This window comes from Chryseobacterium sp. ON_d1, assembly GCF_006829085.1.
Taxonomy (GTDB): Bacteria; Bacteroidota; Bacteroidia; order Flavobacteriales; family Weeksellaceae; genus Chryseobacterium.
In genome coordinates this window covers 414,690-439,485 of sequence record NZ_BJTC01000001.1, presented here as the reverse complement: position 1 = coordinate 439,485, position 24,796 = coordinate 414,690, and the positions used below count along the sequence as shown (strand labels likewise).

Genomic DNA, 24,796 nt, shown 5'->3' with positions numbered 1-24,796 from the left:
AAAGAGACTGTTCGTTATGGACAGTCTCTTTTGTAATTTATTTCTTCAGACACTTTTCAAGGAACTGATCCTGTTCCCATAAAAGGTGTAAGATATTTTCTTTGGCCTGGTATCCGTGGGCTTCTTTGGGAAGAAGGACCATTTTTACAGGAGCACCCAGATTTTTCAGTGCCTGGAAGTATCTTTCAGTCTGTAAAGTGAAGGTTCCCGGATTGTTATCCGCGTCTCCATGGATCAGAAGAAGCGGGGTTTTCATTTTATCAGCATGCATGAACGGAGACATCGTGTTGTAAACCTCAGGAACATCCCAATAGTTTCTCTGCTCACTTTGGAATCCGAATGGTGTCAATGTTCTGTTGTACGCTCCACTTCTTGCAATTCCACAAGCGAAAAGGTTGGAATGAGTCAGAAGATTTGCTGTCATGAAAGCTCCGTAAGAATGCCCTCCAATAGCCACTTTCTTTCTGTCGATATATCCTAAATGGTCTACAGCATCAATAGCCGCCTCTGCATTGGCTACCAGCTGAGGAATAAAAGTATCATTCGGTTCTGTTTTTCCTTCTCCAACAATTGGGAAAGCCGCATTATCCAAAACAGCATATCCCTTGGCAGTCCAGTATACAAAAGAACCATATGTAGGAAAAGTAAAATCATTATCATTTTGAGTGCTTTGTCCTGCAGTATCTTTGTCTTTATATTCTCTAGGGTATGCCCAGATCAATAAAGGAAGTTTTTCTTTTTTAGCTTTCCTGTCATAATTTGCAGGGAGATACAAAGTTCCTGTTAAGGTTACACCATCATTTCTTTTGTAGGTAATCACTTCTTTATAAACATCTTTGATGCTTTCAAAAGGATTGGCAAAATGGGTTACCGCTTCTGTTTTATTGGATCTGATATTCTTTTTAAAATAGTTCGGGTATTGGCTTGGAGACTGCTGAGTTGTTAAAATTTCTCCTTTTGATGGATTCAGGATATCTATGATTCCTTCTTTGGCATTTTTAAGATTGGAAGTATAAAGTCTCTTCTTTTTCAATGATTTAACATCCATTTCATCAATGAAAGGATGCTGCCCTTCTTTGGTAAATCCGGCACCGATCAGATAGGCTTTTCCTCCTTTCATGTCAATAACCGTTCTTCCATACTGATTTTTCACTGTATTGAAGTTACCAGGATCACTGTATACATCCTGAGAGTTTCTGTCATCAATAACTTTTGATTCGCCGTTGTTGAGGTCAATCAGAAAAGATTTTGTATTCCTTGTATCATACCATTCTTCAGAAACGATGGCATAGTGATCATTGGTCCAGTCTACTCCATCAAATCGTTGTTTTGTCTTGAAGAAAGATTTTGGTGCTGTAGTAAACGGAGCTTCCCACGTGAAAATTTCATCTCTGTATTCAGCTACTTTATATTGATCTCCACCATCAAGTGCCTCTGCAAAAACAAGAGTTGCCGGTGCATCACGTCTCCATACCATATTTCTTTTACCTGTTCTTACGGATGAAAATCCTTTGGGCATGATTTCATTCAAAGGCACTTCATTCACCACTTTTACAGTATTTCCTTTTATATCATACACTGTAGTGGTTGATGGAAACCTGTTCAAAGGAACGATATATGAGAATGGTTTTTTGATTACGGATGCCATCAGGTAGCTGCCGTCAGGGGAAAAGCTCAATCCATAATACATATCCTGGTCTTTTAATTTCTTAAGACTTCCATTAAGATCTACGCTATAAATTTCAGAAGCGGTAAGAACTTCAAAGTTTTTTTCATCCTGAGGATTCTTCAAAAGATCCTGATAGGTTCTGTTTTGTGATACTTTTCCGTCAGCAGTAGAAACAATAGGTCCTGTTGGAAGATCTTTTTCTGCATCAATCAGAGCAGGTCTGTTTTGAGGAAGCTTCTTGATCAGCAGACTTTGAGAATCATTATTCCAGATATAAGGGCTCTCCAGGTTGGCATTCAGATTATCTTCAGTAATTTTTTTTGCTTCTGCAGTTTCCAGATCTATGATCCAAAGCTCTACCCCTTTATTTGTAGTATTGGTAAAAGCCAGTTTCTTTTCGTCTGGTGAAAATGAAATATATGTAATTTTAGCTTCTGCAGGAAGATTCTTTACCTGAACTTCATTCTTATCATTAATTTTTCTGATCTTAAGATCATTAAAGTAAGTAACTGTACTTCCGATATTGGTAACCGGATTGATCCTTAATCCACCCAATTTCATTTCCTGCTGGCTAAGGTCCTGTAACGTCTTATAAGTAGGGCGATAAGTGAAAACTACCCAGTCTTTTTTGTTATTCATCAGAACACTTGGTGGCCTTTGATAATCTGCCAGTTTCAGGATTTCAGCAGATGGCTTTTGGTAAGTAATATTCTCCTGTGCATCATAAAAATTGAGAAATGCCAAAAGGCAAATAGTCAGTTTTATCTTCATATAATTCATTTTCTACGAATGTAGTGAATTTTAACAGATTGATAAAACCAAATAAATAAGACTCTTTTTAGTGTCATATTTGTTTTTATCATTCTCTATCTGGGAGTGTTTACCATCTTGCACACCCTAAGAACAGAAAAGGCACTTCATTTCTGAAGTGCCTTTATTATTTATTGTTACTATTCTAAGATTACCAGTCTGAAGCTCTCTTCCTTCTTTCAATCATATGGTCAACTGAAATTTTCCCAGCCCCGATCACCATCAATAAAAGATAAACGGAAAGATAGATAAGGCTCATTTCTCTTTTTTCAAAAGGATCTGCACCATGCACTACAAATCCGGCAATAATCATTGTAAAGATTAAAAATCCCAGAGAAACTCTTGTAAAAAGCCCCAGTATAAGTAGTATTGAACATACAAATTCAGCAAAAACCGTAAGAATAAGTGATATCTGTGGTCCCAGTCCCATAAAATCAAAAAATTCAATTTTACCTCCTGCCAATAGCATCTGAAGTTTTGGAAAACCATGAGAAAGCATTGCAAAACCCACAAATACCCTCACTGCTAATAAAATAATATCTTTAGGTATTGAGCTCCAATTTGAATTATTATAGTTCATCTACTAAAAAATTTAGTCTAAGGTAATAAAAATCTTTTAATACAACGGGAGTACAGCTGTTTTTAGTTTATCGGTAACCGAAGTTTTTAAGATCTCTGTCGTTCTTTCTCCAGTCTTTTTTCACTTTTACAAAAAGATTAAGGTGAATTTTCTTGGTGAAAAACTTCTCGAGGTCCAGTCTTGCTTCAGTTCCCACTTTTTTGATAGCTTCTCCTTTGTGCCCGATAATAATTCCTTTCTGGGTATCTCTTTCTACATAAATAATAGAATCTATGAAAATAATTCCTTCTTTTTCTTTAAACTGCTCAGTAACAACTTCTACAGAATATGGAATTTCTTTATCATAATTCAAAAGGATTTTCTCACGGATTGCCTCGTTTACAAAAAATCTTTCTGGCTTATCTGTGAACTGATCCTTATCATAGTAAGGAGGGTTCTCAGGAAGTAATGATTTTATTTTAGGAAGAATAACCTCTGTATTGAAGGCATTCAGGGCAGAAATAGGCAGAATTTCAGCCTTCGGAATTCTGTTGTGCCAGTCTTCTACCAATTTTTCAAGACCTGCCTGATCGGTCTGGTCCACTTTGTTGAGTAAAAGAAGTACTGGTACAGGAATTTTATTCAGCTTATCAATTAAAAATTCTGATGGTTCTGCCTTATCAGTAACATCTACAATGAACAGGAAAACATCAGCATCCTGCAGGGAGTCTTTTACAAAATCCATCATTTTTTCCTGCAGCCCGTATTTTGGATCCAATACTCCCGGAGTATCAGAAAATACAATCTGAAGGTCATCTTCATTATAAATACCAAAAATTCTGTGACGGGTTGTCTGCGCTTTCTGCGTTACAATCGCCAGCTTCTCTCCCATCAATTGGTTGAGCAGTGTTGATTTTCCCGCATTGGGCTTTCCGACTATATTTACAAATCCAGCTTTGTGCATAAAAATAATATTACGAACTGCAAAGTTAATAAAACAAAACTGGTCTTTACTGTTAATCTTAATTTTTAAAGAGCAAAAGAGAATTATATCCATTTAAATATCTGTAATAAAGGAAATTTGAAAGGAATTCGTGATTGATATTTTTTCTCATACCTGTAAAAAGGCTCAGATAATTTGTATTGCATTACCTAAAACTGATATTTTTGAATATTAGAATTCATCTTTATGAATATAGACCAGATTCTTGATCAGATCTTCGTTCTGCCTGAAGCATCAAAAAACAGTTTAAAGGAACATATCTCCGAAGTTTCTCATCCAAAAGGATTTTGCCTGATGGAGGCTGATAAGGTGATCCCCTATCTTTATTTTATAAGAAAAGGAATTGCCCGTGCATACTCATCAACATCTGATAATGATATTACATTCTGGTTCGGAAGTGAAGGCCAGTGCATTCTCTCTATGAAAAGCTATGTAGAAGACAAACCCGGCTATGAAAGTATTGAACTTCTTGAAGACTGTGATCTTTACAGAATGGAAACGGAGCAGCTCAAAAAGCTTTTTAATGAAGACATTCATATTGCCAACTGGGGACGAAAGCTGGCAGAAGCAGAAATGATAAAATCTGAAGAACTGATTATTTCAAGGCAGTTTAAAACTTCTCTGGAACGGTATAAAGATATTATTGCTTATCAACCTGACTTGCTTAAAAGAGTCCAGCTGGGCTATATTGCGTCTTATCTGGGCATTACACAAGTAAGTTTAAGCAGAATTCGGGCAGAAATAAAATAAATTTTAAAATTCAAAGATTGAAGAATTGAAATATTTAAAAATTCTTATGTTTCGGCTAAAGCCTGAGGTATGATTTTTATAGTGAGAGTGGACTAAAGTCCGCCCTTATTGATATTGATATTGATATTGATATATCTGCTGTTTTTTTCTTCCCTCCTCGAACTTCCATCTTTCCTTCTTCCATATTCCTTCTATACAACCATCTTCATTTTTTAACAATTGTAAAATTTTTTCTTCTGTGAAATTCTGAAATTTGCAGTAGAAAAAAATGAAAAAATGAATTGGATTATCTTAATTGTAGCCGGATTGTTTGAAGTGGCGTTTGCATCATGCCTGGGAAAAGCAAAAGAGACTTCCGGAACAGAATCCTATTATTGGTTTGCAGGATTTCTGGTAACGATGACAATCAGTATGCTTTTACTGATCAAGGCAACCCAAACTTTACCTATCGGTACGGCATATGCTGTATGGACAGGGATTGGAGCTGTAGGAACTGCTTTAATGGGAATTATTTTCTTTAAGGATCCTGTCAGTTTTTGGAGAATATTTTTTATTGTAACACTGATCGGTTCTGTGGTTGGCCTGAAAGCAGTATCTTCATCACATTAAAACGCATAAACTTTTATCAATATCTAAAAATGGAAAACCGTCTTCACCACTGAAGGCGGTTTTTTGTTTATTTCACATTTTCATTTCTAATTATCCTGACAAAACAAATAAGGAAGAACAAATTCTTTTATATCTTTGCCGGAAACTTTTAACTATGAAGAAATTATTATTCCTTTTAGCGAGCAGCGTTTTGACTGCCCAGCAAACCGCTGAATTACTGTCCAACAACTGGTATATTTCCAAGATGGTTACAAGCAGCGGACAGACAACCAATACACCTTTAATAGACAATGGAGTGCCTGCTACCACATTCAATTCAGCAGGGGGTACCAGCTATGTTATCAATTCCAGATATTATAACACATCGATGATGAGTTTTGGAGTTATGCCTGGGAGTAACAATCTTATTAAAACAGCCAGTTCATGTACACTTTTGTTTTATAATGGAGGAAATGCGGGACCTGTTCGGGCCTATGATCAGAAAAACTGTGATACTTATGTTTTAGGAGCCTATGCATCAATTTACAGTTACCAAATAATAACCAACGGCAATGTAAAGACGCTGATCATTACGGATCCATCAGGAAACAAGGTATACTATAACAATACCGCACAGCTGAGTACTAAAGAAACAGAAGCTGTAAAGAAAACTTTCAAAACATATCCAAATCCTGTAAAAGAAGTTTTAAACATTGAAAATGTTGAGAAAAACCTTCCTCTTAAAATTTTTGATCTTTCGGGCAAATTAGTACTGGAAACGACAACCAGTGGCAGTAAAATATCAATTGATACAAGCAGCCTACATAAAGGACAATATATTGTATCAGTAGAAAATTACAAGTCCTATCCTTTTATCAAAGAATAAAACAGGACATATCCTATTATATAAAAGCCCGTTTCAATGATTGAAACGGGCTTTATTTTATTTTTTATAAACTACCGGTAAAATTTCATTATGTCTTAACCCGTATTTTTTAATTTCTTCTTCAGAGAATTTCTGTGAGTAGAAATTCGGTTCTGTTTCGAAACCTGCTTTTCTTAAGCGCTCAAAATAATCCATACCATACCAACGGACGTGATCGTACTGTCCAAAGTGTTTCTGACGTTCTTTGGGATCTTTAATAGTAAAATCTTCATAGGTCTGCTCCAGAGAATTTTTCATGGGAACCTGAAGGATTCCCCATCCTCCGGGCTTCATTACTCTATACAACTCGCTCATTGCTTTTGCATCATCTTCAATATGCTCCAGAACGTGGTTGCAGAAAATAATGTCAAAACTGTCATTTTCAAAAGGTAGATCAAGAATATCAGCCTTCACATCTACAATGGGAGAATACAAATCTGCTGAGATATAGTTCAGGTTACTCATTCTCTTGAATTTTCTTAAAAATTCCTGTTCGGGAGCAATATGCAGAACTTTATAATTTTTAATAAAAAAATCAGTCTCATTCTGAAGGTACAGCCACATCTGACGGTGTCTTTCCAAACTAAGAGTCCCTGGCGACAGCGCATTTTCTCTTTGTTTTCCATATCCATACGGAAGAAATTTTCTGTAAGATCTTCCATCAATAGGATCATAGAACTGATCTCCTTTGAAAAACTGGTAAATGAGAGGTCTTGCCCAGATGCTCATTTTAATAAGCATCGGACGTGGAATTTTATTCAGTAAAAGCTTAGTTACCTTTTTCATTAAAAATCCAGTTGGAACTGCTTTTCTTCATCACTTACAATGCCTAAAGCTTCGTATACATATTCGAATGTTGAAAGCAATACCGGTTTACCATTGATCACTGCAACATCATGTTCAAAGTGAGCAGATGGCATATTATCAAGGGTAGTTACTGTCCAGCCATCATTATGGAATTTTACTTTTTCAGTTCCCATATTAACCATCGGTTCAATAGCAATTGCCAGACCGTCTTTGATTACTTTTCCACTTCCCTGTCTTCCATAATTAGGAACCTGCGGATCTTCGTGCATTTTTCTTCCCAGACCATGCCCTACAAGCTCCCTCACTACTCCATAGCCTTCTTTTTCACAGTGTGCCTGGATGGCATGGGAGATATCTCCGATTCTTTTTCCTCTGATACACTGTTCAATCCCCTTATATAGAGATTCCTTGGTTACCTGTAGTAATTTTTTAACTTCCGGCTTTACTTCCCCGATTTCAAAAGTATAAGCGTGATCTCCCACAAAACCGTTCAGAATAACTCCACAGTCTACAGAAAGGACATCTCCTTCTTTTACTACATCGTTGTTTGGAAAGCCATGAACTACCTGCTCATTCGGAGAGATACACAGGGAATTCGGGAACCCTCCATATCCTAAGAATGCAGGCTCAGCACCATGGTCTTTAATAAAGTCATGTGCCAGTTTATCTAAATATAAAGTTGTGATCCCCGGTTTAATTTCTTTTGCCAACATTCCCAATGTTTTAGAAACCAGACGGGCACTCTCCTTCATCAGACGTAATTCGTCTATCGTTTTTAATTGAATCATTGTATTAATTTACCAATGTATTAATGTATCAGTGTAACCATACTTATTCATGAATTGGAACACTGCTAAATTGTTATATTACTACCAGAAAAGTCCTTTTTTCTTTTCTTTTTTAAGTTTTGAATAGGCAAGAACTTCTTTTCCTTCTACACGGAATTCTATTCTTTCCTGAATGATGTGATAGATTTCACCCCAACCCGGGAATCCCCCAAGATTTCTGTCATCAATAAACCAATCAGCATCTAATTTTCTGGATTGCGTTTCAGAATCAAAAACTTCTCCTTCAAAACTTGAATTCACTGCGTAAAACTCTATTCCATTCTTTTTGCAGAATTCTACGGCTTCATCTAATGTTTTTCCGTGTCTGTATGTCCAAAGAATAAGTCTGAATCCTTCAGCCTGAAGCCTCTTTAATGTTTCGAAAGCGAAAGTTTTCGGTTTTCCAATTGCCGGGTAAGCATCATCAACAATAGTCCCGTCAAAGTCAACAGCAATCTTTTTATTATTTAACATTTTGTTCTTATTTTAGCTTTGCAAAGATAAGAAATAAAAAGAGTGCCAAAAAGAAAGGCACTCAATACTTTTATATTTAAATATAATAAAGTTCTTATTAACTCTTTACCCAGCTAAACTGGAACTGAAGATCCGGAGTAGAAACCCTGTCTGTGATCTTCTGAAGTCTTGCAGGCAGTTTCATCAGGTATTCCTGTGCTTTTTCTGCTTTTTCTGTAAGTCCTTTTACATGCTCAATTTTCCATTCATCCAAAAGATCTTTCATAATATTGATATAATCCTGGCCTGTATACACCATACATCTTTGTGCAGCATCTGAGAAATGTCCCCAAAGTTCACCAGCTTTTTGTCCTGACTGCCTCATTAAGTGAGCAGGCATGACAATTTTCTTACGCATCATATCTTCAAATGCAAGAATCATTTCTGAAGGATCTATTTCAAGGATTTTTGCTACGAAATGCTTGTATGCTTTAGCATGTCTGGCTTCATCCGCAGCAATGACACCGCACATTTTTGCCAGCTTTCCGTTTCCGGACTGTTTGGCCAGCGTACCTACTCTTCTGTGAGAGATATTGGTTGCAGTTTCCTGGAAACTGGTGTAAATAAAGTTTCTGTAAGGGTCCATACTTGTCCCCAAATCGAAGCCGTCGTTGATAAGATATTGAGTGGTAATTTCAACTTCTCTCATGTTTACTCTCCCACACAGATAAAGATATTTGTTTAATAAATCTCCGTGTCTGTTTTCCTCAGCTGTCCACGCTCTTACCCAGTTTGCCCATCCTACTTTTTCTTCCTGATTGATTCCGTCAACACCCATCAGCCAGGACTCATATGAAGGAAGAGCTTCTTCTGTAATACAGTCTCCGATCAATGTTACAAAAAGATCATAAGGCATTTCACGGGCAAAAGTCTGAATCTCTTCTAGATCATGTTTAAATTCTTCGCTCGATGGATCTGGCAAATAATCGGAAGGCTGCCAAATTTTTTCAATTGGCGTTAAAAATTTATCAAGAAAAGAACTCACTTCCTTTTCCAATATTCCCATTACTTCTTTCCTAACAAGCTTTTGATACATTTACTATTCAGTTTTAATTTACAAAGATATGATTTATTTATTATTTGGCGCATAATAAAGTATGCAACTCATACTTTATCTGACATAAATCATAAAAAAAATGCCGTTATAAAGCGATAACGGCATTTTTATCAAGATATTTCTGAATTTTAATTAACCAAAACTTCACCTGTCATAGCATCTGGTTTTTCAACCCCCATTACTTTAAGGATCGTAGGGGCTACATCTCCCAGTTTTCCAGGTTTTAAATTCCAGGTATGGTCTTTATCCATCACGATAAAAGGGACAAGATTGGTAGAGTGCTGTGTATTTGGAGTACCGTCTGCATTGATCATTACATCAGAGTTCCCATGATCAGCAAGGATGAAAACAGCATATCCATTTTCATAAGCAGCCGTTGCGACTTTTTCAATACACTGATCTACAACTTCAGCAGCTTTTACAGCCGCTTCAAAAACGCCTGTATGTCCTACCATATCTGTATTGGCAAAATTCAGACATACAAAATCAGCAGTTCCCTGTTCCAGTTCCGGTACGATAGCATTGGTAATATCATATGCTGACATTTCCGGTTTTAAATCATAAGTAGGAACATCTTTCGGGCTTGGACATAACAGTCTTTTTTCCCCTTCAAATTCCTGTTCTCTTCCTCCTGAAAAGAAGAAAGTAACGTGAGGATATTTCTCCGTTTCTGCGATTCTGATCTGGGTTTTACCATTTTTTTCAAGAACTTCACCCATTGTTTCTGTCAATACATTTTCATCAAAAACGACCTGTACATTCTGGAATGTTTTATCATAATTTGTCAATGTAATATAGTAAAGGTTCAGCTTCTTCATTCCGTATTCCGGGAAGTCCTTCTGAGAAAGAACTTCTGTAATTTCCCGGCCTCTGTCTGTACGGAAGTTGAAACAGATCACCACATCATTATCGATGATTTTTGCAACAGGGACAACATTTCCTGTCGCTGTAGTATTCATTAAAATGATGGGTTTCAAAAACTCATCAGTCACATTATTATCATATGAAGCTTTAATCGCTGCCAGAGCATCTGTTGACTGCTCTCCTATCCCTTCTACAAGGGCATCGTAGGCCAGCTTTACGCGCTCCCATCTTTTGTCCCTGTCCATTGCATAATATCTTCCCACTACTGTTGCCAGTTTTCCTGTAGTTGCTTCCATATGTTTCTGAAGCTCCTCAATAAATCCTAATCCTGAATGCGGATCACAGTCCCTTCCATCGGTAAATGCATGAACAAAAACATTTTCATTCAATCCGGATTCTTTGGCAGCAGTAAGTAACCCCTTGAGGTGATTGATATGCGAGTGTACTCCTCCATTGGAAACCAATCCGATAAAGTGTACTTTTTTATTTTCTTTCTTAGCATAATCAAAAGCATCCTGAATGACTTTTTCCTGTCCCAATGTACCGTTTTCAACCGCCATATTCAGTTTTACGAGGTTTTGGTAAACCACTCTTCCGGCTCCCAGGTTCATGTGTCCTACTTCAGAGTTTCCCATCTGTCCGGCCGGTAAGCCTACAGCTAATCCGCTTGCTTCAAGCGTAGTATGTGGAAATTTCTGGTAACAGCTGTCTATGAATGGTGTATTTGCTTTATCTATTGCAGAAACGTCAGGGTTTGTTCCCAATCCCCATCCGTCAAGAATGGCCAGTATTGCTTTTTTTGACATTTTGTAAAAACTTTTGTTATACAAATTTACCTAATTTCCTATGAATAGAAGAATTTGAAGTCCTGAATTTTATGTATTCTTTAAAATAAGAATCCTATTAAGTAAGGCCATCTAAGTTTTTATAAAAAATTAAAGATTAAAATTTCTTTAAGTTACAATCCATATAAGATTTTTAAACCTGATATGAATTAATTAGATAATATTCATCCCGGAATTTTTATGAGTTTTTATCCAGATTCAATACTACTTTTTAAAATGAAAATTTCAGCTCAATTTTCATTTATTAATCGGTAAATCTTTTTAATTTTGCTCTATGGATTTACGAGATCAATTGAAGAACCTTTTTCCTGATCATGAAGAGCAGGATTTTGAAATGCCTGAAGAAGAATTCAAGCAAAAAGAGCCTTTGGTATGCAAGTTTGAGAAAAAAGGAAGGAATGGTAAGCCCGTAACGATTGTTGAAGGCTGGGAAGGCAGTGAGGAAGACCTGAAAAAAATCTCAAAGAAAATAAAAACCACCCTGGGTATAGGTGGCTCTGAGAAAGACGGAACGATTATCATTCAGGGAGATAACCGTGATAAAATAATGAATATCCTTAAAGAAATGGGATATAAAACCAAACGTGTCGGCGGATAGTTAGAAATAGATCCGGGTTTCCGCCAGCATGGTTTTTAAATTTTCAATCATAGAATTTCTATAGGGTTTCCTGTAAGAATCAGGGCTTTCAGGCTGTTTGATTTCTACAGGAATGTCTTTCAGGTTATTATGAACCAGGTTCATGCTGATAATACTTTTCAGCCCTTTTACTTTGGGTGATATTCTGTGATATGATTTCCGTTTACATTCAGAAATTCAGGACGTCTTGATTTGAAAAGATTTTCCGACAGCCTGATGATGGCATTCTGCTGCAATTCAAGATATTTTAGGTTTTCCGGAAAAGACAAATTTCCAAGGTCATTGACCTGGTTTCCCTGAAGATTAATTTCTTCAAGTACCGGAATCTCCATAAGGGCTTCTGGAAAAGTATCCAGGTTATTGGTACTGCCCATAAGTTCTGAATTTTTGCAGGATTAGGATTAATACTTGTAAGGCCATTTTCGGTTTATTTTCCTTTATAAACACGATTAAAGGACATTACTGTAAATCCTGTTCAGAAGGATCATCATCAGCAGTGGATAAGATCTCATGAATTTTAACGGCAAAGCTGTAAATCTGATATTATTTATGTTTTAATGACAGTTTAAATAATGTTTATATTTCCGGTATCATATTTTTCACTAATTTTAAACCCCGAAAATCAAAATTCATTATTCTGAAAAACGGTTTTTCGAAATACCGGAAAATAATGGCGGGAGATTATGGGGAGAGGATTTTTAAATTAAATTCAACACATCAAAAAAACTAAAATAAAAGTATGAAAACAAAACTATGGTTTGCTGTTGCAGCAAGTTTCCTTTCTCTGACCGCCTTTTCACAAAAGAAAAAACAACCGGAAAAACAATCCGGAAAACCGCAGGAAATGGCTGTATATGCTGAAAAAAGAGGCTCTGATTATTATCTGGTCCGCCTGGAAAAAGATAAAAACATTCCTAATGTATATGTGTATTCCAATGGGGTGACCAAACCTTATAAAAACTATTCGGACCTGAAAGATATTGTTGCAGAGTTTCCCGGAATGATGACTTCCAACAATTCAACGAAGGAAGAACTGATTTCTGTTCTGAAAAAAGATGATCATTTCTATGAAATCACATCACAGAGGAAAGATCCTAAAAATATTGAAAAAACCGTCGTTACTGTATATGAGATAATGAATGGTCAGAAAAGAATTGTAGAAGAATATAATGACATCTATGAGGTTATGGCATCACCATATAAAGACGCTATTATCATTAATTAAAAAACAAAAAATATACATATTATGCTAAACAAACTTGCTGCCTCAGAACTTGTTCTGAATGAAGACGGAAGTGTATACCACCTGAATCTTTTACCTGAAGACATTGCTGACAAAATCATCCTTGTAGGTGATCCTGACAGAGTGGCAAAAGTTTCAAAATACTTTGATACAGTAGAAATTAAAAAAAATAAAAGGGAATTTTATACTCATACAGGAACGCTTCGTGGAGAAAGAATTACCGTAATGTCAACGGGGATCGGAACTGAAAACATCGATATCGTGATGAACGAACTGGATGCTTTGGTGAATATCGACCTTAAAAACAAAGAGTTTAAAACAGAACACAAAGCCCTTGAACTTTTCCGTATGGGAACATGTGGAAGTGTAAACCCGGATGTACAGGTAGACAATATGCTTGTCACTCAGAATGTAGTAGGGTTAGACGGGCTGATGCACTTCTATCAGGACTACCACTTCGAGAATGAATTTTCTAAAAGCTTCCTGGAAAGATTCCCTTACGAAAGAATCAAGCCAATGCTTTACTTCTCAGACTGGGCTGAGGAAATGGGCGAATATTATAAAGATGCCAAATACCACGGAAATACAGCAACCTTCCCGGGATTCTATGCGCCACAGGGAAGACAGCTTCGTTTAAAAGCAGTAGATGATCAATTCCTTGAAACATTGAATGATCTTGGGATCACCAACTTTGAAATGGAAACTTCTGCCATCTATGCTCTTTCAAAATTATTAGGGCACAAGGCCATTACCGTAAATAACGTTATTGCCAACAGAAGACGTGGAGAATTCTCTGCAGACCATCATGCTTCTGAGAAAAACCTTATTGAATGGGTATTGGAAAGAATTATTAAGTAATTATTTTATTTATTATACAAATAAAACCTCCGGAAAATTTTTCCGGAGGTTTTTTATTAGGTTTTGGCTAAAGCCGATGGAATTTTATTTATTTTGAAAACGGGCTAAAGCCCGTTCCTATTGAATTTGTATTGTAGGATCTTATTCATTTTACGATGAATGAACTTACCACTCACCTGTCATTCCCTAGGATTCCAAATAAACACAGTAAAAACAGGATGGAGATTTCTGCGGAATGACATAGTTGTCAAAAGAAATTCAGCATGTGAAAATGAACGAAACAACAATCAACAATTATAAATGAAAAGTTCTAGGATCCGGATACTGAAATACGTAACCCAGCTCTGAAACCAGCTTTGAAGACAAAACCTTCTTCCCTTTCACTTCAAATTCTTCTTCATTCGGAATACCTTTCTGTGCATTGATTACCTGACTTTTCGAAGGATGAATCAGAGCCGTTACATTGTATAATTTAGCTTCAGTTTTCTGCTCAATCATTTCTGAGATAATCCCGCCGGTATCAGCATAATGAATATGGTTCACGGCATGATCCAGATTTTCTACATTATAATTTTTCAAAAGCCTGTTGTCACCCATCAGACCACCCAATCTCAGAATATTGAGCTGAGGATATTTGCTTCTAAGCATTCTTTCTCCTGAAACACTCTCCAAAGGAATATCTTCTTCTGTAAAATCTTTTTGAAGATCGGGATAAACGCCTGTAGAACTCATCAGAAACATCTGTCCTTTAAAATCCCCGATAAATGCAGACATATTCTGAATCCTATTATATAAGGAGCTTACACAACAGCTTTTTTCAGAAACAGGAATTGTAATAATCAAAACATCAGCATCTTTAGCTTCGTTCCATTGCGAAATGGATTCAGCCAATTGATAATCCGGAAAAGAAGCTACAACAGCATGTATCCCTTTATAATTCAGATCATCTGCTTTGCTCTGTGTAGTCGTGGTTGCTGATATTGTATATTTTCCTGTGAAATTGGATGCGATTCTCTCGCCCACCCAGCCATAACCAATAATTCCTATTTTCTTCATATACCAAAAGGATTTTTCTTTAAACATTACAAAAATAATCTATTTACCTTTTTTATCTAAAAAGAATCCAATTAAAATCAGCATTTAAAAGCTGGAAATAAAAAAAAGACTTCCGAAAAACGAAAGTCCTAACACCAAATCAACTATATAAAAAAACTATTATTTAAAACTCATTGATCATTACATAAAAATGTCCTGAATATAAACTGCTGGCACTCCCGGAAATATTAGTGAGATTAATTGTAATACTGGAAACAGATGTCATCCTTGGATTTGAAATAGAAAATGATGAATTTCCGGCAAAGTCTCCTGCCGGAGAAACTACTACAACAGCCCTGGTAGATCCCGGTTCATATCCTCCCGGAACCGGAATTTCTATGGTAGTAGATTTTCCAGGCTGCAAATTATTGATCGATATTCCCGGCCATGCTTCAAAACTGATTTGATTTTTCTGCACACTTCCTTTCTCTCCCAATTTAAACTTTCCGTTGACATCCAGTCTCGCAGAGGTATTCGGAGCACCTGTACCAATACCTACATTTGCATTATTATTCCCCAACACTATGGCATTGGCCTGTGAAGTAGCTGCTCCATATCCTACTGCTGTTGAATATTGTCCCAACGCATTAGCTTCTGAACCTAAAGCCGTTGAGTTCTGACTATTGGTCACGGCATTATATCCTAAGGCAGTTTCACTATTTGTATTCGTTTTTGCGTTGTATCCCAATGCAATAGACTGAAATCCATCTGCAGAAGAATTATTCCCCATCGCCACGGATTCATTTTTACTGGTTTGGGCATGATATCCTATTGCTGTAGATCGGAATCCATCAGCGGTAGACTTGTTTCCTATGGCCAGTGCTTCATTCCCTGAAACTACGGTAGCATTACCTATTGAAATTCCCATAAATGCAGAGCTTGAGCTTCCAATAGCAATCCCATTCTGTCCTGCTGCTGATCCTATTCCAAGGCTTACAGAATTATCAACACCCAATCTTCCTGCTGTCTGCGCATTGACTTTAAAAATTAAATCATCATATGTTTTTGTCCCTAAAGCCAAAGTTGTACCGGCTCCTCCATAATTTCCGACATTTGTACCAGAAAGGTTCCAGGTTGTTCCATCCTCTGTTTTAGTGGTATTTCCACCATTGGCCAGAATTTTATTCCATTTTGACTCGAACCAGTAATAAAAGCCTATATCTTTCAGGGTAGCGTTTCCGTTATTCCAGACTATAAGTCCATCCGCCGGTGAAGGAACGGTAATATTATCTGTAGTGGAGGTCAGTGCAACACTGGGAAGAAGTACTCCTTTATTATCTGCATTCACATGAAGCATTGCAGAAGCGGCCGGATTAGATATTCCGATCCCAACCTGACCATACATTAAACAACTGATAAATAATAAAAGAAAAATGTACTGAAATTTATATCTATTTTGCATCATTGCGTTTTTCACGGGTGCAAATATACGAATTTTCAACAAATACAATAATTTTATTGAAAACTTAATAATTAAAACCACACAAAAGTGATTAAAATAAAATCAATTCACAATACTATGAAAATTGTTTAAATATCAGCAAGTTATAAAACAAGGCATTCATCAGTATTTCAAGATTTTTCTAATTTATCGCTTAATTTTTTAAATTATATTATTAATAAAAAACATCACCGAAATTTGAATAAAATTCAAAAATTATTTCCTGACAAAACAGCTTTTTAAGTGATCATTTACCATTCCGGTAGCCTGCATATGGGCATAAATTACTGTAGAACCAACAAATTTAAATCCTCTTTTCTTAAGTTCTCTGGAAATACGGTCAGAAACTTCGGTAGTGGCAGGAATATCAGACAACTTTTCAGGACTGTTATCAATCGGCTTTCCTTCAATGAAGCTCCATATATATTTGGAAAAGCTTCCGAACTCCTTCTGAATTTCCATAAATTTTTGAGCATTGGTAATTGCTGACAGGATTTTCAGTCTGTTTCTTATAATACCTGAATCATCCATCAGTTCTTCTATCTTTTTTTCAGAATAGGTAGCTATCTTTCTGTAATCAAAATGATCAAATGCTTTTCTGAAATTATCCCGTTTAGATAAAATAGTGTACCAGCTTAATCCAGCCTGAAAACTTTCCAGAATCAGGAATTCAAATATGGTTTCATCATCATAGACCGGTCTTCCCCACTCTTCATCATGATACTTCCTGTAGAGATCGTCCTTTTCACACCAGCCGCAACGAATTTTTTCCATAATTATCATATTTTATAGTGTTAAAGTTACTACTGATTTGGAAAAAAATAACAAAAGATTATGAAAAGTTTAACAAAGGTTCTCGGTTTTAGGAATGGTTATTGTTTAATTACTGATACCAAACTTAAATTATATTATTATGAACAATTCAGAGTATAACAAAGCGGAAAATGCAGTCAATAATGTAGAAAACTCTTTACAGAATGCAGCAGATAAAGCCCAATGGAAAATCAATGAATTGGCAGACAGGGCCAAAGATTATATCAATGAAAAAAGGGATCATGATCAGGAGGCCAGCCAGGAAGACTGGCTAGACAGGGTAAAAGCTAATGTATCCGATGCCTGGGAAGATATTAAAGATAAAGCGGATGAAGCATGGGAAAAAACGAAAGATGCAGCAGAAGATGTAAAGGCAGAATGGAACAAGAAAACCAATTAGTATTTCAGTCATATAAATATTTTCAATAAAATGGAGCCTTAAATTGCTAAGGCTCCATTTTTTATTATGCCATAAGCACAATTATTGTTACATTTGTATTATAATAAACATTAAAAAATTATGTCATACGGTTTACTTAAAGGCAAAAAGGGAATTATTTTTGGAGCCCTTAATGAACAATCTATCGCATGGAAAGTTGCTGAAAGATGCCATGAAGAAGGTGCTGAATTTATCTTATCCAATGCACCTATCGCATTGAGAATGGGAGAACTTAATGGTTTAGCAGAAAAAACGGGTTCTGAAGTAATAGGTGCTGATGCTACTTCTGTAGAAGATCTTGAAAAACTTTTTGATGCCGCTGTTGCAAAATTTGGAAAAATCGACTTTATCCTTCACTCTATCGGAATGTCTATCAACGTAAGAAAAGGAAAACATTATACGGAAATGAATTACGACTGGTTGGAAAAAGGCTGGGACATTTCAGCGGTTTCTTTCCACAAAGTAATGCGTGTAGCCTGGGAAAAAGACTGTATGAATGAATGGGGAAGTATTTTGGCACTTACTTATATCGCTGCTCAGAGAACATTCCCGGATTACAATGATATGTCTGACAATAAAGCGTATCTGGAAAGTATCGCAAGAACTTTCGGAAACTATTGGGGAGAAAGAAAAGTGCGTGTCAACACAGTTTCTCAGTCTCCTACAATGACTACTGCCGGTAGCGGAGTGAAAGGTTTCGGAGGATTCCTTGGATATGCTGAAGATATGTCTCCGCTAGGAAATGCTACAGCTCTTGAATGTGCAGACTACTGTGTAACTTTATTCTCTGATCTTACTAAAAAGGTAACGATGCAGAATCTTTTCCACGATGGAGGTTTCAGCAGCTCAGGGGTTACTCAGAAAGTGATCAGCAAATATGATACTGAAAAATAACGAACTGATACAATTTCGTTTACAATAAAAAGTCCCATGAAATGATTTCATGGGACTTTTTATTTATGAAAATAAATAACCCGGCGGCCTCTATGAGGCCGCCGGGTCTGTCAAAAATAATGTTAATATGATATTTATAAAATTACGGTCTGTATAGAGTGTGCCGGAGCATTCAGTTTGGCCGCCATACCTTCAATCCAAAGATTGGTTTCGATATCATTATCTGAATCATTCATAATAACGGTTACCAACTGTCCGTTTTCATTCATAAAAGCAGAAGAGGTCAGTGCAGCTCTGTTCGATGAGCTTCCGATTCTCTGTGCATTCGGCTTGATATATTTTGAAACATGTCCTATATAATAATATTCATAAGTATAGAAAACTTCTCCTGTTTTGGTGTCTGCAATAATCGGAGCAAAACAGAAATTTCCCTTGTGATTAGGTCCTCCGGTTTCATCCAGGAGAATATTCCAGTCGGTCCATAGTGCATTTCCTTTATTGAAGTCATTCAGCATATTTTTGCTGTAAAGCTCACCCAGACTTACATCATAGATCTTATCCATGCTGAACTGTTCTTTACATCCTTCAGTGAAGGCAAGAAATTTATCCGGAAAAGCCCTGTGTGTTTCTGCTAAATTGTCAAAAAGCTGCGTTTTATTGTTCCATGTTTCATACCAGTGATAGCCGATTCCGTGAGCATATTTGGATGTTTCCGGATCGCTTAACGTTGTGGTTGCTCTCTGGTAAATAAGATCTCTGTTGTGGTCCCAGATCATCACCTTTTTATCTTTATATCCGTTCTTCCAAAGAGTGGGTCCAAGGTTATTTTTCAGGAATTCACCTTCTTCTTCGGCAGTATAGATACATGATTCCCAGCTTTGGGTAGCCATAGGCTCGTTTTGAACAGTCAATCCCCAGATATTAATTCCTCTTTTTTCGTATTCTTTGATAAATTTGATATAATAATCTGCCCAGGTCTGATAATATTGATTTTCTAACCTACCGCCTTTGTATAGACTTCTATTCGATTTCATCCAGGCCGGAGGGCTCCAGGGAGAAAAATAGAAGGTGAAGTTATTTCCAATGGCTTTCTGTGCTTCTTTGATCATTGGAATTTTATACTTCTCATCGTGAGCAACATTAAAAGTTTTCAGAGAAGTATCATTATCTTCTACATAGGTATAGGAATCACTGGAAAAGTCACAGGAATTCATATTGGTACGGACTACAGTGTATCCCAACCCGTTTTTCCCAAAATAAGCATCCAGAATTTCTTTCTGTCTGTTCTTTGGCATTTTATAAAAAGTTTCTGCCGATGCGTCCGTAATGGCGCCCCCAATTCCTATCAGTTTCTGATATTTAAAAGTGGGTGCCACAAAAATACAGGCATCTGTTTCTTTGGGCTGTCCAAACTGTTCAAATTTAACGGCTCCTTTATCCACCATCTTCTCATTCACTTTTGAGTTGGTAAGAATTACCTTAGCTGTTTTTCCTGCATTTTTTTTCCAATAATTCTGTGCATTGACATTGATGACAACGCCTACTACAAAACAACTTACAATTAGTTTTCTCATGATTTTTTTCTGTTTCCGGACCACCTGGTCCTCATTTTCATTATTTATTTTGATAAACCCTTACATAGTCTATATAATACTTCTGTGGAAAAACAGCATCTTCAATGCCTTCCTTTCCTCCCCAAAAGCCCCCTACAGCAAGATTTAAAATAATAAAATAAGGTCTGTTGAAAGGCCATGCATCATTATTTTTCTCTTTATTTTCATAGGTAAAAAACTTCTGATCATCTATATAAACATCTATTTTTTCCGGTGTCCAGTCTGCTTTATAGACATGGAACTTTTCACTTACATCCTTTACAAAAAGAGTATCCGTTTTCTGTGTTCCCTGGATATGGTTGTATTTTTTGGTATGAACAGAGGCATGAATATATCCCTGATGATAACCAACATGTTCCATGATATCCAGTTCGCCGTCATCCGGCCATTTCTTCATATTTTCACTCATCATCCAGATGGCTGGCCAAGTTCCCCGTCCTTTGGGAAGCTTTGCCCTTACCTCAACTGTTCCATACTGAAAAGCAAATTTTCCTTTGGTTAAAAGTCTGGCGGAAGTATATCTATTGTTTTCCCAATTTTCTTTTCTGGCTTCAATGATCAGATTTCCTTTTTCCATTCTGGCATTCTCAGGTCTGTTTTTGGTATAGAACTGGGCTTCTTCGTTACCAAAACCTCCACCTCCGACATCGTAATTCCATTTTGATGAATCCGGAAGTCCCTTTCCATTAAACTCATCACTCCAAATCAGGGTTCTGCCAGAATCCGGTTTATGCGAAGCGCAGCTAAGAATAGAAAGGAAAAAGATTCCTGCTGCTCTTATCTTGATGATATTTTTAGCTTTAAAATTCATATGTAGTAAATTTTAAGTTTTGGCCAAAGCCATTTTCTGACGTTTTATTGAGCGGGCTAAAGCCCGCTCCTATTGAATTTACTTTGTCCAGTTAATTCTTTTGGTCTGTACATTTTGAGAACTGGTTCCAACCATAATATCAAATTCACCACTTTCCCAGTCAAAATTCAGATCATCATCAAAAAACTTCAGATCTTCCGGCGTCAGTTTGAAGTCTACATTCTTACGATCACCTTTCTTGATAAAAACTTTCTGGAACCCTTTCAGCTCTTTTACTGGTCTTACTACTTTTCCGAAAAGATCTCTGATATAAAGCTGCACAACCTCTTCGCCATCATACTTTCCTGTATTGGAAACAGTAACACTGATATTCAGTGTCTGATTTCCAGTAAGGTTTGTTGAACTTAAAACCATATCAGAATATTTAAAATCTGTATAACTTAAGCCATATCCAAACGGATATTTTGGATCATTATCCAGATCGATGTATGCTGAAACATAATTTCTGTCTGTATTATTTTTTGCAGGTCTTCCTGTATTATAATGATTGTAATAGACAGGAATCTGCCCTTCTGTTCTTGGAAAAGTCATAGGTAGCTTTCCACCTGGATTCACAGTACCGAACAGGACATCCGCAATAGAATTTCCGGCTTCAGTTCCCAGCCACCATGTGTACATAATTGCAGGGATATTGTCTGATGCCCAGTTGAAGATCAGAGGTCTTCCGGCATTGATCATCAGGATGATGGGTTTACCCGTCTTGGCAATTTCTTTCAACAGATCTTCCTGAACACCTGTAAACCCTATATTACTTCTGCTTTTTGCTTCCCCACTCATCGCATGTCCTTCTCCCAGTGTCATAATCACCACATCAGCTTTTCTGGCTGTTTCAATAGCTTCTGCAAACTGTGTTTTATCCTGATCATCCACATTACAGCCTTTGGCATATAATAAAGTAGAGTTTTTATCCAGCTGATTTTTAATTCCGTCAAACTGTGAAACAATTCTTTGGTTATCGTCTTTAAAGGCAACAGACCAGAAACCGTGATTCGCTACTGCTTCTTTCCCGAAAGGACCAATCAGGGCAACTGTCTTTGTACTTTTTGAAAGCGGAAGAATATTTCCCTGGTTTTTAAGAAGAACAATACTTTTTGAACCAAATTCCCTCCCGAATTTTCTGTTTTCCTGATTGTCAGTCTGCTCTTTCTGTCTTTTTTCATTGCTGAATCTGTAAGGATCATCGAAAAGTCCCATTTCGAATTTCTTGGTTAAAATTCTTCCTGTTGCGTCATCAATCAGCTTGGGATCTACTTTTCCTTCTTTAACCAGTTTGGGAAGTTCTGCCATATAAACACGGCTTTCCATATCCATATCACTCCCGCCCTGTATCGCTTTTTCTGCTGCCTGGGCTGCATCTTTGGCGTAGCCGTGAGGAATCATTTCCCCGATACTTCCCCAGTCTGAAACGATAAAACCTTTATAATTCCATTTCCCTTTTAAAAGGGTTCTTTGAATATATTGATTGGCCGTTGCCGGAATTCCGTTGATGTCATTAAAAGAGTTCATAAAAGTAGCTACACCTGCTTCTGCGGCCGCTTTGAATGGTGGAAGATAAGTTTCATTGAGCTGTCTGAGACTCATATCCACAGAATTGTAATCTCTCCCGCCTACAGCAGCTCCGTATGCTGCAAAGTGTTTTGCACAGGCCATTATAGCATCAAGATTCCCCAAACCTCTGCCCTGAAATCCTTTAATTCTTGCCAATCCTATTTTTGTTCCCAGGTAAGTATCTTCCCCGGAACCTTCCATTACTCTTCCCCATCTCGGATCTCTGGCAATATCTACCATCGGAGCAAAAGTCCAGTGAATCCCATAAGCTGAGGCTTCGGTCGCAGCAATTCTTTCTGACTTTTCAATCATTCCCAGATCCCAGCTTGCTGCCTGTCCTATGTTCACAGGAAATGTTGTTCGGTATCCATGAATAACATCCTGCCCGAACAGTAAAGGAATCTTAAGTCTTGACTGCATTGCGAGCTTCTGAAAGGCCCTGGTTTCTTCTGATCCGGCAACATTCAGCATAGAACCTACTTTTCCTTTTTTAATTTCTTCTAAAACAGCTGCCGAATTAGAATGCTGGGGACCTGTAGCGTATTCAAACCCGCTGTATTGAACCATTTGTCCTACTTTTTCTTCAAGGGTCATTTTAGACAGCAACTCTGCTACTTTCTGATCAATTGTCTTTTGTCCGTAAGCATTCAGTCCAAATGCAGAAAATGCCAGTAAGAAATAAACTCTTTTCATAGTATCAAATTAAAAAATATAGGTTGCTGCAGAACGTCCAGAAATTGTTACAGCAGCGGTTTTTCCGGCAAATTTAATATTAAAATGTTCATCTTCTTTATTATCGTTCTGAACAATTAAAACTATTTTCCCAAATTGAGTCTTAAAAGCGGCTGTTGAAAGTGTATGGGTCTGTGTGGAAGCAATACGCCGGGACCCTGCCGGAACAAATTTTGAGGCATGTGCAATAATATAATAGGAAACATTTCTGGTGAAATTCTCACTGCTGGAAACTGTAATAGCGCCTTTACATTCTGTACATCCGCCATCCGTATGTGGTTTGAATTCAGGATCATTGGCAAGATTCCATTCTAAAGCGATCCTGCTCCAGTTTCTCATAGAACCGATGATTACATTTTTTGTATGCCAGTTCAGATCTTCATTAAAAGTGCCTTTTGAACCCGTCCATTGCTCGGTAAAGTATAGGTTTTTGTCCGGAAAAGCATTATGTACAGTACTTAATGCAGAAATATCGCCTTCGTACAGATGAAAAGCTGATCCATCTATGTATTTGTTTGCCCCGTCATCTTTTAAAATATCGATAGCGTATTCAGGTTTGTTACAGTTGTGGTCGTAAACAACAATTTTGGTATTGATTCCATTTTCTTTAAAAGCCGGACCCAAATGATTTTTGATAAAATCCCCCTGCTGTGCAGACGGCATATACAAACTGGGATTATTCCCAGGGTGTAAAGGTTCATTCTGGGGCGTTACTGCATCAATGGTAATGCCTTCTTTCTTCATTCCCTGAATGTATTTCACGAAATATTGGGCGTACGTTCTGTAAAATTCAGGTTTCAGGCTTCCTCCTTTTGATTTTCCATTGTCTTTCATCCAAACCGGAGCTGACCATGGTGCTGCGATGATTTTAATTTTTGGATTGATGTCTAAAATCTCTTTCAGCATAGCAATCAATGCCCTGTCTTTTTTAAGACTGAATTTTGAAAGAGAAGCATCCGCCTGTCCTTCAGGAAGATCATCATAGGAAAAAACTTCGCCATCAAGATCGGAAGCTCCTATGCTTAATCTTAAATAACTGACTGAGATTGAATTTTTACCATTTCCAAAAAGTTCATTAAGCAGTGCTTTTCTTTTGGAAGACGACAAACGGTTGATTACCTCAACACTTCCTCCTGTTAATGTATATCCAAAACCATCAACATATTGAAACTTTTGAGTATCATCAATTTCAATATTCTGATAGCTGTTGGAGCTATTTACAAATTTAACGGAACTCTGCTGCTGTAATTTTACACTTTCATCCCCCTTGGTAAGCCAATATTGCACTTCATTGTCCTTATTGGATGCAAGTGAAGTACATGATAAAGGAAAAAGGGCCACACCACTAAGCAGTGCGGCACCTCTAAAGAAACTATATAAGTTGTGAAACTTCAT

General features: G+C 37.0%; 25 protein-coding genes. 8 read left to right on the top strand and 17 right to left on the bottom strand.

Annotation, left to right across the window (positions count from 1 at the left end):
- Window positions 1-37: 37 nt before the first annotated feature.
- From CRS_RS01875 to era, 3 genes are all read right to left on the bottom strand, one after another.
- The gene (locus CRS_RS01875; RefSeq protein ID WP_142722386.1) at window positions 38-2,440 is read right to left on the bottom strand and encodes a prolyl oligopeptidase family serine peptidase; all 2,403 of its coding nucleotides are present in this window, start codon (window positions 2,438-2,440) and stop codon (window positions 38-40) included.
- Between the two features lie 190 nt (window positions 2,441-2,630).
- Window positions 2,631-3,059, bottom strand: coding sequence for a DoxX family protein (locus CRS_RS01870; protein ID WP_142722385.1), 429 nt, complete (start codon window positions 3,057-3,059; stop codon window positions 2,631-2,633).
- Between the two features lie 67 nt (window positions 3,060-3,126).
- The gene (gene era / locus CRS_RS01865; RefSeq protein WP_142722384.1) at window positions 3,127-4,002 is read right to left on the bottom strand and encodes a GTPase Era; all 876 of its coding nucleotides are present in this window, start codon (window positions 4,000-4,002) and stop codon (window positions 3,127-3,129) included.
- A gap of 225 nt (window positions 4,003-4,227) precedes the next feature.
- On the opposite strand from era, the gene CRS_RS01860 reads away from it, so the two are divergent.
- From CRS_RS01860 to CRS_RS01850, 3 genes are all read left to right on the top strand, one after another.
- On the top strand, window positions 4,228-4,791 hold the full coding sequence (locus CRS_RS01860; RefSeq protein ID WP_142722383.1) for a Crp/Fnr family transcriptional regulator: 564 nt from the start codon (window positions 4,228-4,230) through the stop codon (window positions 4,789-4,791).
- 276 nt (window positions 4,792-5,067) lie between these two features.
- Window positions 5,068-5,400 (top strand): multidrug efflux SMR transporter, encoded by a 333-nt coding sequence (locus CRS_RS01855; protein ID WP_002979942.1) that lies wholly within the window; start codon window positions 5,068-5,070, stop codon window positions 5,398-5,400.
- Between the two features lie 154 nt (window positions 5,401-5,554).
- Window positions 5,555-6,265, top strand: a complete 711-nt coding sequence (locus CRS_RS01850; RefSeq protein WP_142722382.1) for a T9SS type A sorting domain-containing protein — start codon at window positions 5,555-5,557, stop codon at window positions 6,263-6,265.
- A gap of 57 nt (window positions 6,266-6,322) precedes the next feature.
- Here the strand turns inward: CRS_RS01850 and CRS_RS01845 are convergent, their stop codons facing one another.
- From CRS_RS01845 to gpmI, 5 genes are all read right to left on the bottom strand, one after another.
- Window positions 6,323-7,090, bottom strand: a complete 768-nt coding sequence (locus tag CRS_RS01845) for a class I SAM-dependent methyltransferase (protein ID WP_142722381.1) — start codon at window positions 7,088-7,090, stop codon at window positions 6,323-6,325.
- The gene (gene map / locus CRS_RS01840; RefSeq protein WP_002979947.1) at window positions 7,090-7,899 is read right to left on the bottom strand and encodes a type I methionyl aminopeptidase; all 810 of its coding nucleotides are present in this window, start codon (window positions 7,897-7,899) and stop codon (window positions 7,090-7,092) included. Before map ends, CRS_RS01845 begins: the two co-directional genes overlap by 1 nt.
- A gap of 81 nt (window positions 7,900-7,980) precedes the next feature.
- Window positions 7,981-8,412: a BT0820 family HAD-type phosphatase gene (locus tag CRS_RS01835; protein WP_142722380.1), complete on the bottom strand. Its 432-nt coding sequence runs from the start codon at window positions 8,410-8,412 to the stop codon at window positions 7,981-7,983.
- Between the two features lie 97 nt (window positions 8,413-8,509).
- The gene (locus tag CRS_RS01830) at window positions 8,510-9,487 is read right to left on the bottom strand and encodes an acyl-ACP desaturase (protein WP_142722379.1); all 978 of its coding nucleotides are present in this window, start codon (window positions 9,485-9,487) and stop codon (window positions 8,510-8,512) included.
- 149 nt (window positions 9,488-9,636) lie between these two features.
- Window positions 9,637-11,178, bottom strand: coding sequence for a 2,3-bisphosphoglycerate-independent phosphoglycerate mutase (gene gpmI / locus CRS_RS01825; protein ID WP_142722378.1), 1,542 nt, complete (start codon window positions 11,176-11,178; stop codon window positions 9,637-9,639).
- 313 nt (window positions 11,179-11,491) lie between these two features.
- Here gpmI and CRS_RS01820 point away from each other — a divergent pair, with 313 nt between their 5' ends.
- Window positions 11,492-11,815 (top strand): translation initiation factor, encoded by a 324-nt coding sequence (locus tag CRS_RS01820; RefSeq protein ID WP_002979957.1) that lies wholly within the window; start codon window positions 11,492-11,494, stop codon window positions 11,813-11,815.
- Here the strand turns inward: CRS_RS01820 and CRS_RS24595 are convergent, their stop codons facing one another.
- Both CRS_RS24595 and CRS_RS24590 read right to left on the bottom strand, forming a co-directional pair.
- Window positions 11,816-11,959, bottom strand: coding sequence for a hypothetical protein (locus tag CRS_RS24595; RefSeq protein WP_185150431.1), 144 nt, complete (start codon window positions 11,957-11,959; stop codon window positions 11,816-11,818).
- A 23-nt stretch (window positions 11,960-11,982) separates the two neighbouring features.
- Window positions 11,983-12,228, bottom strand: a complete 246-nt coding sequence (locus CRS_RS24590; RefSeq protein WP_185150430.1) for a hypothetical protein — start codon at window positions 12,226-12,228, stop codon at window positions 11,983-11,985.
- Window positions 12,229-12,593: 365 nt separating this feature from the next.
- Between CRS_RS24590 and CRS_RS01810 the strand changes: the two genes are divergently transcribed.
- Together CRS_RS01810 and CRS_RS01805 are read left to right on the top strand one after the other, a co-directional pair.
- The gene (locus CRS_RS01810) at window positions 12,594-13,079 is read left to right on the top strand and encodes a hypothetical protein (protein WP_142722377.1); all 486 of its coding nucleotides are present in this window, start codon (window positions 12,594-12,596) and stop codon (window positions 13,077-13,079) included.
- Between the two features lie 21 nt (window positions 13,080-13,100).
- A complete protein-coding gene (locus CRS_RS01805; RefSeq protein ID WP_142722376.1) occupies window positions 13,101-13,955 on the top strand; it encodes a nucleoside phosphorylase in 855 nt (284 codons plus the stop codon).
- 294 nt (window positions 13,956-14,249) lie between these two features.
- Here CRS_RS01805 and CRS_RS01800 read toward each other — a convergent pair whose 3' ends face one another.
- The 3 genes from CRS_RS01800 to CRS_RS01790 form a co-directional block, all read right to left on the bottom strand.
- A complete protein-coding gene (locus CRS_RS01800; protein WP_142722375.1) occupies window positions 14,250-15,011 on the bottom strand; it encodes an NAD-binding protein in 762 nt (253 codons plus the stop codon).
- Window positions 15,012-15,174: 163 nt separating this feature from the next.
- On the bottom strand, window positions 15,175-16,395 hold the full coding sequence (locus CRS_RS01795; RefSeq protein ID WP_172616978.1) for a hypothetical protein: 1,221 nt from the start codon (window positions 16,393-16,395) through the stop codon (window positions 15,175-15,177).
- Between the two features lie 312 nt (window positions 16,396-16,707).
- The gene (locus CRS_RS01790) at window positions 16,708-17,265 is read right to left on the bottom strand and encodes a DNA-3-methyladenine glycosylase I (RefSeq protein ID WP_142722373.1); all 558 of its coding nucleotides are present in this window, start codon (window positions 17,263-17,265) and stop codon (window positions 16,708-16,710) included.
- Window positions 17,266-17,404: 139 nt separating this feature from the next.
- Between CRS_RS01790 and CRS_RS01785 the strand changes: the two genes are divergently transcribed.
- Together CRS_RS01785 and CRS_RS01780 are read left to right on the top strand one after the other, a co-directional pair.
- Window positions 17,405-17,704, top strand: a complete 300-nt coding sequence (locus CRS_RS01785; RefSeq protein WP_142722372.1) for a hypothetical protein — start codon at window positions 17,405-17,407, stop codon at window positions 17,702-17,704.
- Window positions 17,705-17,824: 120 nt separating this feature from the next.
- A complete protein-coding gene (locus tag CRS_RS01780) occupies window positions 17,825-18,637 on the top strand; it encodes an enoyl-ACP reductase (RefSeq protein ID WP_002979980.1) in 813 nt (270 codons plus the stop codon).
- A 134-nt stretch (window positions 18,638-18,771) separates the two neighbouring features.
- Here CRS_RS01780 and CRS_RS01775 read toward each other — a convergent pair whose 3' ends face one another.
- The 4 genes from CRS_RS01775 to CRS_RS01760 all read right to left on the bottom strand — a co-directional run bounded on the left by CRS_RS01775 (window position 18,772) and on the right by CRS_RS01760 (window position 24,796).
- A complete protein-coding gene (locus CRS_RS01775; RefSeq protein ID WP_142722371.1) occupies window positions 18,772-20,211 on the bottom strand; it encodes a glycoside hydrolase family 30 beta sandwich domain-containing protein in 1,440 nt (479 codons plus the stop codon).
- 40 nt (window positions 20,212-20,251) lie between these two features.
- Window positions 20,252-21,061 (bottom strand): family 16 glycosylhydrolase, encoded by an 810-nt coding sequence (locus tag CRS_RS01770; protein WP_142722370.1) that lies wholly within the window; start codon window positions 21,059-21,061, stop codon window positions 20,252-20,254.
- Between the two features lie 78 nt (window positions 21,062-21,139).
- On the bottom strand, window positions 21,140-23,362 hold the full coding sequence (gene bglX / locus CRS_RS01765) for a beta-glucosidase BglX (RefSeq protein WP_142722369.1): 2,223 nt from the start codon (window positions 23,360-23,362) through the stop codon (window positions 21,140-21,142).
- 9 nt (window positions 23,363-23,371) lie between these two features.
- Window positions 23,372-24,796, bottom strand: coding sequence for a glycoside hydrolase family 30 beta sandwich domain-containing protein (locus CRS_RS01760; RefSeq protein WP_142722368.1), 1,425 nt, complete (start codon window positions 24,794-24,796; stop codon window positions 23,372-23,374).

Coding starts and splice junctions, on each gene's coding strand:
- CRS_RS01875 (WP_142722386.1), bottom strand. CDS start 2,440: ATGAAGATAAAACTGACTATTTGCCTTTTGGCATTTCTCAATTTTTAT.
- CRS_RS01870 (WP_142722385.1), bottom strand. CDS start 3,059: ATGAACTATAATAATTCAAATTGGAGCTCAATACCTAAAGATATTATT.
- era (WP_142722384.1), bottom strand. CDS start 4,002: ATGCACAAAGCTGGATTTGTAAATATAGTCGGAAAGCCCAATGCGGGA.
- CRS_RS01860 (WP_142722383.1), top strand. CDS start 4,228: ATGAATATAGACCAGATTCTTGATCAGATCTTCGTTCTGCCTGAAGCA.
- CRS_RS01855 (WP_002979942.1), top strand. CDS start 5,068: ATGAATTGGATTATCTTAATTGTAGCCGGATTGTTTGAAGTGGCGTTT.
- CRS_RS01850 (WP_142722382.1), top strand. CDS start 5,555: ATGAAGAAATTATTATTCCTTTTAGCGAGCAGCGTTTTGACTGCCCAG.
- CRS_RS01845 (WP_142722381.1), bottom strand. CDS start 7,090: ATGAAAAAGGTAACTAAGCTTTTACTGAATAAAATTCCACGTCCGATG.
- map (WP_002979947.1), bottom strand. CDS start 7,899: ATGATTCAATTAAAAACGATAGACGAATTACGTCTGATGAAGGAGAGT.
- CRS_RS01835 (WP_142722380.1), bottom strand. CDS start 8,412: ATGTTAAATAATAAAAAGATTGCTGTTGACTTTGACGGGACTATTGTT.
- CRS_RS01830 (WP_142722379.1), bottom strand. CDS start 9,487: ATGTATCAAAAGCTTGTTAGGAAAGAAGTAATGGGAATATTGGAAAAG.
- gpmI (WP_142722378.1), bottom strand. CDS start 11,178: ATGTCAAAAAAAGCAATACTGGCCATTCTTGACGGATGGGGATTGGGA.
- CRS_RS01820 (WP_002979957.1), top strand. CDS start 11,492: ATGGATTTACGAGATCAATTGAAGAACCTTTTTCCTGATCATGAAGAG.
- CRS_RS24595 (WP_185150431.1), bottom strand. CDS start 11,959: ATGAACCTGGTTCATAATAACCTGAAAGACATTCCTGTAGAAATCAAA.
- CRS_RS24590 (WP_185150430.1), bottom strand. CDS start 12,228: ATGGGCAGTACCAATAACCTGGATACTTTTCCAGAAGCCCTTATGGAG.
- CRS_RS01810 (WP_142722377.1), top strand. CDS start 12,594: ATGAAAACAAAACTATGGTTTGCTGTTGCAGCAAGTTTCCTTTCTCTG.
- CRS_RS01805 (WP_142722376.1), top strand. CDS start 13,101: ATGCTAAACAAACTTGCTGCCTCAGAACTTGTTCTGAATGAAGACGGA.
- CRS_RS01800 (WP_142722375.1), bottom strand. CDS start 15,011: ATGAAGAAAATAGGAATTATTGGTTATGGCTGGGTGGGCGAGAGAATC.
- CRS_RS01795 (WP_172616978.1), bottom strand. CDS start 16,395: ATGTATGGTCAGGTTGGGATCGGAATATCTAATCCGGCCGCTTCTGCA.
- CRS_RS01790 (WP_142722373.1), bottom strand. CDS start 17,265: ATGGAAAAAATTCGTTGCGGCTGGTGTGAAAAGGACGATCTCTACAGG.
- CRS_RS01785 (WP_142722372.1), top strand. CDS start 17,405: ATGAACAATTCAGAGTATAACAAAGCGGAAAATGCAGTCAATAATGTA.
- CRS_RS01780 (WP_002979980.1), top strand. CDS start 17,825: ATGTCATACGGTTTACTTAAAGGCAAAAAGGGAATTATTTTTGGAGCC.
- CRS_RS01775 (WP_142722371.1), bottom strand. CDS start 20,211: ATGAGAAAACTAATTGTAAGTTGTTTTGTAGTAGGCGTTGTCATCAAT.
- CRS_RS01770 (WP_142722370.1), bottom strand. CDS start 21,061: ATGAATTTTAAAGCTAAAAATATCATCAAGATAAGAGCAGCAGGAATC.
- bglX (WP_142722369.1), bottom strand. CDS start 23,362: ATGAAAAGAGTTTATTTCTTACTGGCATTTTCTGCATTTGGACTGAAT.
- CRS_RS01760 (WP_142722368.1), bottom strand. CDS start 24,796: ATGAAGTTTCACAACTTATATAGTTTCTTTAGAGGTGCCGCACTGCTT.